The organism is Pseudomonas sp. PA1(2017) (assembly GCF_001945375.1).
Lineage (GTDB): Bacteria > Pseudomonadota > Gammaproteobacteria > Pseudomonadales > Pseudomonadaceae > Aquipseudomonas.
In genome coordinates, this window is sequence record NZ_MSXU01000015.1 from 175,650 (window position 1) to 187,839 (window position 12,190).

Below are 12,190 nucleotides of genomic sequence, written 5' to 3' on the forward strand. Positions count from 1 at the left end.
CGATCAATTGCCGCACCGCCGCCTGCGGTCGTTGCACATGATGTGCGAAGCTGCCCCGACACGATCACTACGACGGCGTGCTCAAGCCTGCTGCGTTCATGAACAAACGCAGCAGATAGGACAGCAGCCCCAGGCTCAGCACGCTGACCGTCCAGATGCCGGCCAGCCAGGCGATGCGTTGCCAGAGGGGTTTCTTTTCGCTGGTGTTGTTCATCAGTGGTACCCCTGATCCGGCGTGACCTTACCGCGGAACACGTAGTAGCTCCAGGCGGTGTAGACGAGGATGATCGGGATGATCAGCAACGCGCCGACCAGCGCGAAGCCCTGACTTTGCGGCGGTGCGGCCGCCTGCCAGATGGTCAGCGAGCCGGGCACGATGTTCGGCCACAGGCTGATGCCCAGGCCGCTGTAGCCGAGGAAGATCAGCACCAGGGTCAGCACGAACGGCTTGCTGTTGTCGTGGTTGGCCACCGAGCGCAGCAGATAGAAGAAGCTCGCCAGCACCAGCAGCGGCACCGGGGCGAACCACAGCAGGTTGGGGAAGGTGAACCAGCGCTCGGCGATACTCGCCTGGGACAGCGGCGTCCACAGGCTGACGATGCCAATCACCGACAGCAGCGCGAGGGCCAGTGGCCGGGCCAGGTCGTGCATCTGCTTTTGCAGACGACCTTCGGTCTTCATGATCAGCCAGGTGCAACCGAGCAGCGCATACGCCGCGATCAGGCCCAGGCCGCTGAACAGCGGAAACGGCGCCAGCCAGTCCAGCGAGCCACCTGAGAATGCCCGGCCCTCGACCGGGATGCCTTCGATGAACGCGCCCAGCGCCACGCCCTGGAAGAAGGTCGCCGCCACCGAGCCGCCAATGAACGCCTTGTCCCAGATATGCCGCTTGTGGTCCTTGGCCTTGAAGCGAAACTCGAAGGCCACGCCACGAAACACCAGGCCCAGCAGCATGAACATCAGCGGTAGATACAGGGCGCTGAGCACCACCGAGTAGGCCAGCGGAAAGGCCGCGAACAGCCCGGCGCCGCCAAGCACCAGCCAGGTTTCGTTGCCGTCCCACACGGGGGCCACGGTGTTCATCATCACGTCGCGCTCGCCCTTGTCGGGCACGAACGGAAAGAGGATGCCGATGCCCAGATCGAAGCCGTCCATGATTACGTACATCATCACGCCAAACACGATGATCACCGCCCAGATGACCGACAGATCGATACCCATGCTCATGCCCTCCCGTTCGCAGCAGCGCCGCCATGATCACCGTCGTGCAGGCCCTCCTTGGGCGCCGACAGTGGCCGTGCCGGGGTGTGCCGGGTGCCCGGCCCGCCGTCGTCCTGATGATCGCCCTCGCCGGTGACCGGCCCTTTGCGCACCAGGCGCATCACGTAGCCGAAGCCGGCGCCGAACACCGCGAAGTACACCACCACGAATAGCACCAGGGTCACGCCCAGCTGCGCGGCGCTGTGGGCCGACACGCCATCGGCGGTGCGCATGATGCCGTAGACCACCCACGGCTGACGGCCGATCTCGGTGGTGAACCAGCCGGCGAGGATGGCGATCAGCCCGGACGGGCCCATCCACAGGCAGAAGTACAGGAACGGGCGCGACCGGTAGAGGCTGCCGCGCCAGCGCAGCCACAGGCTCCACACGCCGGCGAGGATCATCAGCAGGCCCATGGCGACCATCACCCGGAACGACCAGAACACGATGGTCGAGTTGGGCCGATCCTCCCTGGCGAACTCCTTGAGCGCTGGCACCTGTTTGTCCAGGCTGTGGGTGAGGATCAGGCTGCCCAGGTACGGCACCTCGATCTTGAAGCGAGTCTCCTCGCGCTCCATGTCCGGCCAGCCGAACAGGATCAGCGGCGTCGGCTCGCCGGAGCTGTTGTCCCAGTGGCCTTCGATGGCGGCGATCTTCGCTGGTTGATGCTCCAGGGTATTGAGGCCGTGGAAGTCGCCGATCACCGCCTGGATCGGCGCCACCAGCAGGGCCATCCACAGCGCCATGGAGAACATCTTGCGCATCGCCGGGGTGTCGCGCCCGCGCAGCAGGTGCCAGGCCGCCGAGGCGCCGACGAAGAACGCGGTGGCCAGGAATGCGGCAGTGGCCATATGGGCCAGGCGATACGGGAACGACGGGTTGAACACCACGGCGAACCAGTCCACCGGGATCACCCGACCGTCGACGATCTCGAAGCCCTGGGGCGTCTGCATCCAGCTGTTGGAGGCGAGAATCCAGAAGGTCGAGATCAGCGTGCCGACCGCCACCATCACCGTCGAGAAGAAGTGCAGGCCCGGGCCCACGCGGTTCCAGCCGAACAGCATGACGCCGAGAAAGCCCGCCTCGAGGAAGAACGCGGTGAGCACTTCGTAGGCCAGCAGAGGCCCAGTGACCGAGCCGGCGAAATCCGAGAAGGCGCTCCAGTTGGTGCCGAACTGGTAGGCCATCACCAGGCCGGAGACCACACCCATGCCGAAGTTGACCGCGAAGATCTTCACCCAGAAGTGGTAGAGGTCACGATAGACCGTCTGCCCGGTTTTCAGCCACAGGCCTTCGAGCACCGCCAGGTAACTGGCCAGGCCGATGGTGATGGCGGGAAAGATGATGTGAAAGGAAATGGTGAAGGCGAACTGGATGCGCGCAAGATCCAAAGCCTCTAGGCCGAACATGGACGTGCCCCTCGATCAGGTTTAGTTATCGACTTCTTGTTATGCGTGTACCGAAGATAGCCAAGGCGAATGGCGCCTTGATCTGGATCAATGGACCGCTTTCAGATTACGCCTCGCCACGCCACTTACCAGCGTGGCTGGATGCCGCGCGACAGGCTGTCGCTGCGGCGTTCTGACTTAGTTCCGCGCGCTCGGCACAACGTGCGCGTCATCGGATGAAGGGCTAGCAGGCACTTGCTGCATCAGGGAGCAACGGCGCGGCGAAAGAAGGCGAGCGCGGCGGCGAATCGCCACCGCCGGGAGATGGCCGAGGTTGTTGGCCCGCTCAGGCGAACCGACTCGCCGGCCGGGCCAGGCCGAGGGTGTCGCGCAGAGTCTGACCAGGATATTCGGTACGGAATAACCCCGAGGCCTGCAAAGCCGGCACCACGCCTTCGAGGAACAGATCGCCCTGCGCTTCCAGATACGGCGGCAGGATCACGAAGCCGTCGCAGGCACCCGCGCGGTACCACTCGGCGAGCTGTTCGGCGACGCCTTCGGGCGAGCCGACCGGTGAGAAGAAGCTGAGGCTCTCGGCGTAGCGCTTGCCCGTTTGCCCGACCGTCAGGCCCAGCTCGATAGCCTGTTCGATCACGTACTGAAAACGCCCCTTGCTGCCGGTGATGGCCTCGCGGATATCCGGAAAGGGCCCCTCCTGCGGGTACTGCGCCAGGTCGTGGTTCATGCTGGCGGACATGAAGCTCAACCCCGCCTCGGGGCGAATCAGCTCCTTGAGCAGACGATCCTTGGCCAGCGCCGCTGCATGGGTTTCGCCCACCACCGGCACGATGCCGGGCAGGATCTTCAGCGTGTCCGGGTCACGGCCATGGCTGCGCGCCTTGTCCTTGAGCAGACGGTAGAACGCCTTGGCGCGCTCCAGTTGCGGATGCACCACGAACACCACTTCGGCGTTCTTCGCCGCCAGATCGAGAAACGCCTCGGACACCCCGGCCTGGATCAGCACCGGCTGGCCCTGGGGCGGACGCGGAATATTGATCGGCCCCTTGATATCGAAGAACTCGCCGCGGTGGTGCAGGTAATGGAAGGCATCCGGGTCGGCGAACACACCCCGCTGTGCGTCGAGCAGCAGCGCCTCGTCGCCCCAACTGTCCCAGAGTTTCTGCACCACATCGATGAACTCGCCGGCACGGGCATACCGCTCGGCATGGCCGTAGTGCTGTTGACGGCCGAAATTGCGCGCCTCGCCATCGCTGACCGAGGTCACCAGATTCCAGGCCGCACGACCGCCGCTGATGTGGTCGATATTGGCCAGCATGCGCGCCGCGCTGTAAGGCAGCGCATAGGACGACGACACCGTGCCGCCCACGCCGATGCGATCGGTCACCGCTGCCAGAGCGGACAGCAGGGTCAGCGGCTCGGGCCGCACCACCGGGCGGTAGCGCACCGTTTCGGCGAAGTGACCGCCATAGTTGTCGTCGATCGACAGTTTGTCGGCCACGAACAGCATGTCCAGGCAGGCCGCTTCGGCGCGTCGGGCGATGGTCTTGTACAACGGCCAGTCGACCGAGCCGGTGGAGGCCGAATGCGGGTGCCTCCAGCCACCCTGGTGGGTACCGGCCTCCAGGTACAGCGCCAGGTGCATCATGGCGCTCGCTCCGCGAAGAAGCTCGCCTCGATCACGCTGTCCGCCGGGAAGCTCCGCGGGATCAAGCCTTCACGCTGATACAGGTCGATGGTCGCCTGCTGTAGCGCGCGCACGGCGGCGAGGTCGGTCTGCGGCGTGTTGACCTCACGCTGCACCTTGCCCAGCGCCACCGCCTGAGGCAGCTTGAGCAGGCTGGCAATGGCCTTGGCGTAGGGCTCGGGATGTGCCGCACCCCAGACCCGCGCCTGGGCCAGCCGTGCGGAGAAATCCTCGAGTTCGGCGCTTTTGCTTTGCAACGCCGTATTGGCGGCCACCAGGTAATTCAGGCTCGGGTAGTCCTTGCCGTCGGCGAGAATCTTTGCGCCGCTCTGCTGTACGGCGAAGGAAACGTAGGGCTCCCAGGTGGCGACGGCATCGACGCTGCCGTTGCTCAAGGCCAGGGTCGCCTCCGAGGGCGTGGTGTTGACGAAGGTCACGTCGCCTGGTTTCAGCCCGACACGCGCCAGGGCATTGAGCGCCAGCGCCTGGCCCGATGAACCTTTGACCGCGGCGATCTTCTTGCCCTTGAGGTCGGCGACCGAGACGATACCGGCATTACCGCCGATGATCAGCGCGTTGCCCAGGTAGCTCGCCGCCTGAATCGCCTTGGCCTCCAGCCCGGCCGCTGCGGCGAAGGTCAGCGGCGCTTCGCCGACCAGGCCTCCATCGAGGTGGCCGGCGCGCAAGGCTTCGAGCAGCGGGGCGGCGTTGGGAAACTCGCGCCACTGGATCTGATAATCCAGGCCATCGAGTACGCCGGCCGCCTCCATGACGGCGCGCGCATTGCCTCGCTGGTCGCCGATGGTCAGCTCAGCGGCGGAGACTGCCAGCGACAGGGTGGACAGCAACAGGGCCGACAGGCCGGTGCGGATCTTCATTGAACGGCTCCAACAGGAAATAAGTGGATGCTCACCAGTCGCTGCCCTGCCCCAGCAATTGCAAGGCGTGATGACGCAACTCGAGCAGACGCGGATCGTCGCGGCGACGCGGATAGGGGCGCTCGACCTCGAGCTCGGCCAGCACCCGCGCCGGGCGCGCCGAGAACACCAGCACGCGGTCGCAGAGCAGCAGCGCCTCCTCGACGTCGTGGGTTACCAGCAGCGAGCTGTAGGCCTGCTGCTGCCAGAGGCGAATCAGCTCGCTCTGCATGGCGATGCGGGTCAGCGAGTCGAGCTTGCCCAGTGGCTCGTCGAGCAACAGCAGGCGCGGCTCGTTGATCAGTGCGCGGGCCAGCGCCACACGCTGCGCCATGCCGCCGGAGAGTTGGCGCGGGTATGCCTCGCGAAATTCCAGCAAGCCAACCTTGCGCAGCGTTTCGTCGACCCGATGCTGCTGCTCCCGGAGCTGGCCGCGCGCCTGCAAGCCAAGGGCGACGTTGTTCCACACACTGCGCCAGGGGTAGAGCGTCGGGTCCTGAAACACCAGCACCCGCGAGTGATGCGGCCCGGCAAGCGCGGCGCCGTCGGCCAGCAGGCTGCCGCTCTGCAAGCTCTCCAGGCCGGCGACCAGACGCAGCAGGGTCGACTTGCCACAGCCGGACGGCCCGAGCAGGCCGACGCTTTCGCCGGGTGCCAGACGCAGGTCGACCTTGTCGAGCACCGGCAGGCGGCTGTCGCCCAGATCGAAGGCATGGCTGAGGCCGCGGACATCCAGGCTCATGCCAGCAGCCTGAGGCGTGTGAGCGGTTGCGACGTTCACCATTTCACCGCCCCCTTCTGCCAGGACAACACCCGGTCACGAACGATGAACAACAGGGTGATCAGCCCTGAGCAAAGCAGCGCCATCACCAGCAGCGCCGCATACATGTTGGCGTAGGCGGCCCAGCCCTGGGCCCACTGCAGGTACCAGCCGAGGCCGGCCTTGACGCCCATCATCTCGGCCACCACCAGCACCGAGAACGAAGCGCCGAGGCCCATGAACAGGCCGACGAACACGTGGGGCAATGCAGCCGGAATCGCCACCCGCCAGACCAGAAAGCGCGAATTGGCACCCAGGGTTCGGGCCACCTCGTAGTACGCCTTGTCGACGCTGGCCACGCCGGACCAGGTCAATACCGTGACCGGGAACCAGGTCGCCAGGGCGATCAGGAACACGCTGGCACTCCAGCTGGTAGGGAAAAAGAAGAAGCAGATCGGCAGCAGTGCGGTGGAGGGAATCGGTCCGAGGATGCGCAGCACCGGATGAACCCAATAGCCGATGCGATGCGACCAGCCAATCGCCACACCCGCGATGAAACCGGCGATGCCGCCCACCACCACGCCGTTGACCAGCAGCCACAACGAATGCAGCAGGCTTTCGCCAAGGCGAAACCAGTCATCGACGAACACTTCGATCAGCGCCTGGGGCGGCGCGAAGAACGGCACCGGCAGCAGCACCACCTTGGCGGTGACCAGCAACCACACGCCAAGCAGCACGGGTAGCGCCGCCAACCAGGCGCCTGCCGGGCGCAGGCGCTCCACCAACCGGCCCAACGGACCCGGCAGAATGCCGAGCAGCGCCAGCAGCCCGCCCACACCAGCGCCGACATAAGCCAGCTCCCGGGTGAAGGGCCAGGGTTTGCCACCATCGGGGTAGAACGCGGTGAACAGGGCGAAGCCTATCCACGCCAGCGCTGCCAGCAGGCCGCCGCGCCAGAGTGGCGTGGCAACGCGCGGCTGCGCCTGGCGTTGCTCAAGCGAATACGTCGGCATGGATACTCTCCGCGAATTCCAGGGGATCGGTACGCGGGCGCAGCACCTCGACGTTCTTCAGGTCGCGGGCGTACACCGCAATCTCCTTCACGAAGGTATTTCCCACCGAGTAGTAGCCGTGGGTGTGCTCCGTGAGGATGGCGTGCACCTCTTCCTTGGAGGTGTTGATGGCGAACTTGAGAAACTCCTCGGCCACCGCATCGGGGTTGCGCGACGCCCAGGCATGGGCCTGCAGGATCGAATGGGTAATGGCCGCCGCCACCGGCGTGTCGTTGCGCGCCAGCTCACCGCTGACCCCGACCACGCAGCAGCTCATGTTGGCGTACTCCTCGATCATGTTGGTCGCCAGCTCGGCGAAGCCTGGTTGCTGCTTGACCCGGTACATCAGCGGGTCGGAGCCGCTGGCGGCCTGGATCTCGCCCTTCTCCAGGGCGACGCTGAGCAGGTCGATGGGGTACACCCGCCAGGTCACGTCGCGCACCGGGTCGACACCATGGCGTTTGAGCATCAGCGAGAAGAAGTTCTTGTCCGCCGCGGCCATGTCGGTGACGCCGATCGTGGTGCCCTTCAGCGCCTCGAAACTTTTCGGGCCGTCGTCCAGGGTCAGCAAGCGCAGGCAACCGCCGTGGGTGCCGGCGGTCAGCTTGACGTCGAAGCCCTGCTCCAGCGCCTTGAGCCAGCGCAGCGCCATGCCTGTGGCGGCATCGGCTTTGCCGGTGGCCATGGATTCGAGCAGCACCTCGGTGGAGTTGCCGAAGTTGACGAACTCGACCTCCAGATTATGGCGCTTGAAGATGCCCTGGCTGTCGGCGACCGCCACGGGCGCCAGGCACACGGCATTGAGGTTGGTGGCCAGCTTGATCTTGCGCGGCTCGGGCAAGACCCAGCGATCGCTCTCAAGATCCAGACCGCTGCCAACCGGTTGCGTGCCGTGGCCGGCATGGGCACCGTGGCCAGCATGACCGGCATCGGCCCAGGCGAAGCGGCTGGCGAACGCCGCCGCGGTGGCGGTACCCGCCAGGGCAAGCAACTGACGACGGTTGAGCACAGAGATGGGCATGGCGCCTCCATAAGAGAGTCGTGCATGCGCCGCGTGGTCGGGTAGCGTGCGGATAAGGTGCTTCGGCGGGCTTTTGCAGCCAGCGTCACAGGGAAGGCCTTAGACGGTATCGGCTTGACGATCCACAGGGAAATTCAATTTAGGCATAACCTAATATGCTAAACGAGAAAGTTAACCCATCCTCTATCCCGAGAACCCCGGCACCATTAGCGGATTGCCAACTGCCAGACGTGGCTTATCGCAACGAGCCACCGTCCTACCCCGCGCTATTCCAAATGCCGCTCCACGGAGAACCTGCCGAATGCCTTGCCTGCCCCCGTACGCCCTGCGCCCACGTCACCTGCTGGCTGCCAGCCTGCTAGGTTGGGCGGCGCTGCCTGCCGCCCATGCCGAAACCGCGAAGGGCAGCCTGCAGCTCGAAGGCGTACAGATCACCGAGCAGGCGCTGACCGAGCAGCAGGCGGCCGCGGAGCAACTCGAGCGAGTACCCGGCGGCACCAATCTGGTTGATATGGCTCGCGTCGAAAGAGGCCGCGTGGCCGGCAATGCCGATGTGCTGGCCTACCAGCCGGGCGTGTATGCGCAGTCGCCGGGTAACGAGGGCATCAAGATCGCCATCCGTGGCTCGGGCATCAACCGTGGCCCCGGCTCCCATGCCTCCGGCAACCACATCATGCTCGACGGCCTGCCGCTGACCGGTTCCGGCGGCACGCCCTACGAGCTGCTCGAACCCCTGTGGATAAGCCGCGCCGAAGTGCTGCGCGGTGCCAATGGTTTCGACAAGGGCTCCCTGGCCCTGGGTGGCGCCATCGACTACATCACGCGCACAGGCCGTGATGCCGACAAGTTGCAACTGCGCTATGAAGCCGGCAGCCACGGTTACCAGAAGCGCAGCGTCAGCTCCGGCCAGGTGCTGGGCGATTTCGATTACTACGTCAACGTCACCGACAGCCGTTACGACGGTTATCAGGATCACGCATCAGGCAAGGGCCAGGGCGTGGCCGCCAACATCGGCTATCGCCTCAACGAGAATCTGGAAACGCGCTTCTACCTGCGTTATCGCGAGACCGAGCACCAGGTGCCGGGGCGCCTGAGCAAAGCGCAGATCGAGCACGACCCACGGGCTGCCGCCGCCAACAACCTGCGCATCGATGCGCACCGCGATCAACCCGGCAGCACCTGGTTGGCCAACAAGACCACCTGGCAGATCGATGACGATTCCACCCTGGTGGCTGGCCTGGCCTATCACCATTACCCGATGGATATCGTCGAGAACAGCTCGCCCAACGGCAACACCTATCGGGTGCGCGTGGACTACAGCGACGTGAGCGGCACCCTGAACTACACCCGTCGCCACAGCCTGTTCGGGCTCGACAGCACCACCACCATCGGCTTTCGCAGCACCACCAACCTGCCGAGCAGCAAGTCCAGGGAAAATGCGGCGCTGCCGATCACGGTTGGCCCGAGCGGTGGTCCGACAACCACTTACCCGGCTGGAACGCTGATGCGCGCCTACGAGCACCTGGGTTCGGACAACGTGCTGCATATCGGCAACGAAACCGAACTGGCCCCCGACCTGTGGCTGACCAGCGGTCTGGCGCTGATCTATACCCGCCGTGAAGTAGAGGTGACCTGGCCAGCCACCGATGACAAGCTCAGCGAGCACACCTGGGATTACGCGCCGCGTATCGGCCTGCGCTACCAGCTCAACCCGGACGTGCAGCTCTACGGCAATGTCAGCCGCTCGGTCGAACCGCCCCACGCCTGGTCGATGCTCTGGAGTTCGCCGCTGCGTTTCCCCAACAGCAACCAGCCGTACAGTGCCCGCCAGCGCGCGCCGATCTCGCTGGATAACCAGACCGCCACCAGCGTCGAAATCGGCGGCCGTGGCGACTCGGCCCTGGGCCAGTGGGATGTGGCCTATTACTACTCGCTAGTGCGCCACGAACTGCTGACCGTACCAGTGGAGAGCAACGTGTTCTCCGAGGCAAACGCCAGCCCCACCGTGCACCAGGGCATCGAGCTGGGCCTCGATAGCCCGCTGTGGAACGGTGGCGCAACTGGCGCCCTGGCCCTGCGCCAGGCCTACACGTTCAGCGACTTCCACTACCGCGACGACGGCGCCTTTGGCGACAATCGCCTGCCTGGCCTGCCCCGCCACTACTACCAGACCGAGCTGCGCTACGACCACCCGAGCGGCTTCTACGCCGGGCTCAACACCCAGTACGCCTCCAAGGTGGCGGTGGATTACGCCAATTCCTATTACGCCGATGCCTACGCGATCTTTGGCGCGACCCTGGGCTACGCCTCGCCGAAAGACGACTGGCAAACCTGGCTGGACCTGCGCAACCTGACCGACAAGCGCTACGCCGCCACCGTCACACCGGGCTACGACGACAACGGCGCCGACGCCGCCCGCTCGACTCCGGGCGAAGGCTTCGGGGCGTTCGTCGGGGTTTCCTACAGCTTCAACTGACCGATTGCTCGACGGCACGCCGAACGGCTCGCACTCAAATAGCAATAATTGTTATTTACGAATCATTGACAAATGCCTATCCTCTGGCCGCTTCCGCCAGCCAGAGGATTCACCGTGTCGACTGCCGCGTTCCAGGCCAACATTGCCGCTGTTCGCGAGCCTGCCCAGGTCAACTGGCAAGGCATCGACCTGGGCTGGGCCTATAGCGACCTGCTGATCAGCCTTAGCCGACGTACCCGCTGCGTGCAGCGCGCCTACGATGTGCTGCACGACGCCCTGCTGCGCTTCGCCCTGGCCCAGCACCGCCGGCCCGTCGAGCAGCCCAACGCCTACCTGCGCCGAGTTGCGCATTCGGTGCTGATCGATTGCTACCGCAGCGAATCGCGCCTGGAATCGCTCGAAGATCAGAACCCCGAAGACGTGGCACCAGGCCAGGTGGCGCCCTCGTGCGAGCACCTGCTCGATATCCAGCAACGCCTGCAGGCCCTGCAGCGCATCCTCGACTGCCTGCCGGAGCGCTGCGCCCAGGTATTCTGGATGGCGCGCATCGAAGGCTACACGCAGCCCGACATCGCCACGCGCCTGGGCATCAGCCTGAACATGGTCGAGCGCCACATGATGCGCGCGCTGATCGATCTGCGTCGCGCCCGCGACCTGCTGCAGCCATGAGTGACGCCACCACCCAGGCGGCCGCCTGGTTCCTGCGCATCCGCGGTGACGCCAGCCTGGCGCAGCAACCGGCCTTTCGCAGCTGGCTGGCGGCGAACCCCGAACATGCCGAGGAGTACAGCGCCTTCGAAGCGCTGTGGAATGACTTCGGCAGCACCAGCCGAACCGAAGCCCTCGCCCAGGCCATGGAGCACCAGCAACGCGAACGGCCAGGCTACCTGCGCCGCGGCGCCTGTGCGCTGCTGCTGATGCTGGCCGCCGCTGCCGGCTGGCTCGGTTACCGGCTGAGCCCCCAGGAAATGGCACTGCGGACACCGATCGGCGAGCGCCAGCAGATCACCCTGCGTGATGGCAGCGAGCTGCAGCTCAATGCCGCCACCGAAATCAACGTGCGCTACAGCTGGCGCCAGCGCCAGGTCGATCTGCGCCAGGGTGAGGCACTGTTCGACGTAACGCGCAACCCGTACCGGCCGTTCGTGATCGACAGCGGCCTGGCGCAGATCACCGTGCGCGGCACCCGCTTCGTGGTCAACCGCCTGCCGGACCGCCTGCGGGTCAGCGTCGACCACGGCCTGGTCGAAGTAGCCAGCAGCCGCCAGCCCGATGAAGTCTGGCAGGTCGGCGCCGGCCAGGTGATCGAGGTCGATGGCGCAGGCCATCTGCATAGGGTCGACCTGGCCGCCAGCAATGCCCTGGCCTTCACCCGCGGCAACCTGGTGTTCGAGAACGCCGACCTCGGCGAAATCGCCGCCAGCCTGTCGCGCTACCGCGAACGCTCGGTGGCGACCCAGACGACTTATCCACAGCCGCGCATCAGCGCCGTGCTGCAACTGAGCGATGTCGAGGACTTCATCCGTGCCCTGCCGAACATCGCCCCGGTGCGGGTCAGCGAGGGCGCGCAGCACACCGAACTGCGCCCGCGCTGACGACCGTTCGTCGGCC

At 65.6% G+C, this 12,190-nt stretch carries 11 protein-coding genes; 3 read left to right on the forward strand and 8 right to left on the reverse strand.

Annotation, left to right across the window (positions count from 1 at the left end; translation table 11 throughout):
- Window positions 1-67 precede the first annotated feature (67 nt).
- The 8 genes from BVH01_RS21465 to BVH01_RS21500 all read right to left on the reverse strand — a co-directional run bounded on the left by BVH01_RS21465 (window position 68) and on the right by BVH01_RS21500 (window position 8,103).
- Entirely contained in the window at window positions 68-214 is a 147-nt protein-coding gene (locus tag BVH01_RS21465) for a DUF2474 domain-containing protein (protein ID WP_075932276.1), read from the reverse strand.
- Window positions 214-1,221 carry a cytochrome d ubiquinol oxidase subunit II gene (gene cydB / locus BVH01_RS21470; protein WP_075932277.1) on the reverse strand — a complete coding sequence of 336 codons (1,008 nt, stop codon included), beginning with the start codon at window positions 1,219-1,221 and terminating at the stop codon, window positions 214-216. The genes BVH01_RS21465 and cydB overlap by 1 nt, the downstream gene beginning before the upstream one ends.
- A 2-nt stretch (window positions 1,222-1,223) precedes the next feature.
- On the reverse strand, window positions 1,224-2,669 hold the full coding sequence (locus BVH01_RS21475) for a cytochrome ubiquinol oxidase subunit I (RefSeq protein WP_075932278.1): 1,446 nt from the start codon (window positions 2,667-2,669) through the stop codon (window positions 1,224-1,226).
- Window positions 2,670-2,994: 325 nt separating this feature from the next.
- Window positions 2,995-4,314, reverse strand: a complete 1,320-nt coding sequence (locus BVH01_RS21480; RefSeq protein WP_218189120.1) for an LLM class flavin-dependent oxidoreductase — start codon at window positions 4,312-4,314, stop codon at window positions 2,995-2,997.
- Window positions 4,311-5,231, reverse strand: coding sequence for an aliphatic sulfonate ABC transporter substrate-binding protein (locus BVH01_RS21485; protein WP_075932279.1), 921 nt, complete (start codon window positions 5,229-5,231; stop codon window positions 4,311-4,313). Before BVH01_RS21485 ends, BVH01_RS21480 begins: the two co-directional genes overlap by 4 nt.
- Before the next feature lie 31 nt (window positions 5,232-5,262).
- Window positions 5,263-6,054 (reverse strand): ABC transporter ATP-binding protein, encoded by a 792-nt coding sequence (locus BVH01_RS21490; RefSeq protein ID WP_075932280.1) that lies wholly within the window; start codon window positions 6,052-6,054, stop codon window positions 5,263-5,265.
- Window positions 6,048-7,043 carry an ABC transporter permease gene (locus tag BVH01_RS21495; protein ID WP_075932281.1) on the reverse strand — a complete coding sequence of 332 codons (996 nt, stop codon included), beginning with the start codon at window positions 7,041-7,043 and terminating at the stop codon, window positions 6,048-6,050. The genes BVH01_RS21490 and BVH01_RS21495 overlap by 7 nt, the downstream gene beginning before the upstream one ends.
- A complete protein-coding gene (locus tag BVH01_RS21500; RefSeq protein WP_075932282.1) occupies window positions 7,024-8,103 on the reverse strand; it encodes an ABC transporter substrate-binding protein in 1,080 nt (359 codons plus the stop codon). Before BVH01_RS21500 ends, BVH01_RS21495 begins: the two co-directional genes overlap by 20 nt.
- A 301-nt stretch (window positions 8,104-8,404) precedes the next feature.
- Between BVH01_RS21500 and BVH01_RS21505 the strand changes: the two genes are divergently transcribed.
- The 3 genes from BVH01_RS21505 to BVH01_RS21515 all read left to right on the forward strand — a co-directional run bounded on the left by BVH01_RS21505 (window position 8,405) and on the right by BVH01_RS21515 (window position 12,174).
- Complete coding sequence (locus BVH01_RS21505) at window positions 8,405-10,579, forward strand: TonB-dependent receptor domain-containing protein (RefSeq protein WP_075932283.1); 2,175 nt, start codon at window positions 8,405-8,407, stop codon at window positions 10,577-10,579.
- Window positions 10,580-10,693: 114 nt separating this feature from the next.
- Window positions 10,694-11,248: an RNA polymerase sigma factor gene (locus BVH01_RS21510; protein WP_218189121.1), complete on the forward strand. Its 555-nt coding sequence runs from the start codon at window positions 10,694-10,696 to the stop codon at window positions 11,246-11,248.
- A complete protein-coding gene (locus BVH01_RS21515) occupies window positions 11,245-12,174 on the forward strand; it encodes a FecR domain-containing protein (protein WP_075932284.1) in 930 nt (309 codons plus the stop codon). The genes BVH01_RS21510 and BVH01_RS21515 overlap by 4 nt, the downstream gene beginning before the upstream one ends.
- The last annotated feature ends 16 nt before the right edge of the window (window positions 12,175-12,190 follow it).

What these genes read in the sequence shown, in the direction of transcription:
- BVH01_RS21465 (WP_075932276.1), bottom strand. Translation starts at nt 214, where the DNA reads ATGAACAACACCAGCGAAAAGAAACCCCTCTGGCAACGCATCGCCTGG.
- cydB (WP_075932277.1), bottom strand. Translation starts at nt 1,221, where the DNA reads ATGGGTATCGATCTGTCGGTCATCTGGGCGGTGATCATCGTGTTTGGC.
- BVH01_RS21475 (WP_075932278.1), bottom strand. Translation starts at nt 2,669, where the DNA reads ATGTTCGGCCTAGAGGCTTTGGATCTTGCGCGCATCCAGTTCGCCTTC.
- BVH01_RS21480 (WP_218189120.1), bottom strand. Translation starts at nt 4,314, where the DNA reads ATGATGCACCTGGCGCTGTACCTGGAGGCCGGTACCCACCAGGGTGGC.
- BVH01_RS21485 (WP_075932279.1), bottom strand. Translation starts at nt 5,231, where the DNA reads ATGAAGATCCGCACCGGCCTGTCGGCCCTGTTGCTGTCCACCCTGTCG.
- BVH01_RS21490 (WP_075932280.1), bottom strand. Translation starts at nt 6,054, where the DNA reads ATGGTGAACGTCGCAACCGCTCACACGCCTCAGGCTGCTGGCATGAGC.
- BVH01_RS21495 (WP_075932281.1), bottom strand. Translation starts at nt 7,043, where the DNA reads ATGCCGACGTATTCGCTTGAGCAACGCCAGGCGCAGCCGCGCGTTGCC.
- BVH01_RS21500 (WP_075932282.1), bottom strand. Translation starts at nt 8,103, where the DNA reads ATGCCCATCTCTGTGCTCAACCGTCGTCAGTTGCTTGCCCTGGCGGGT.
- BVH01_RS21505 (WP_075932283.1), top strand. Translation starts at nt 8,405, where the DNA reads ATGCCTTGCCTGCCCCCGTACGCCCTGCGCCCACGTCACCTGCTGGCT.
- BVH01_RS21515 (WP_075932284.1), top strand. Translation starts at nt 11,245, where the DNA reads ATGAGTGACGCCACCACCCAGGCGGCCGCCTGGTTCCTGCGCATCCGC.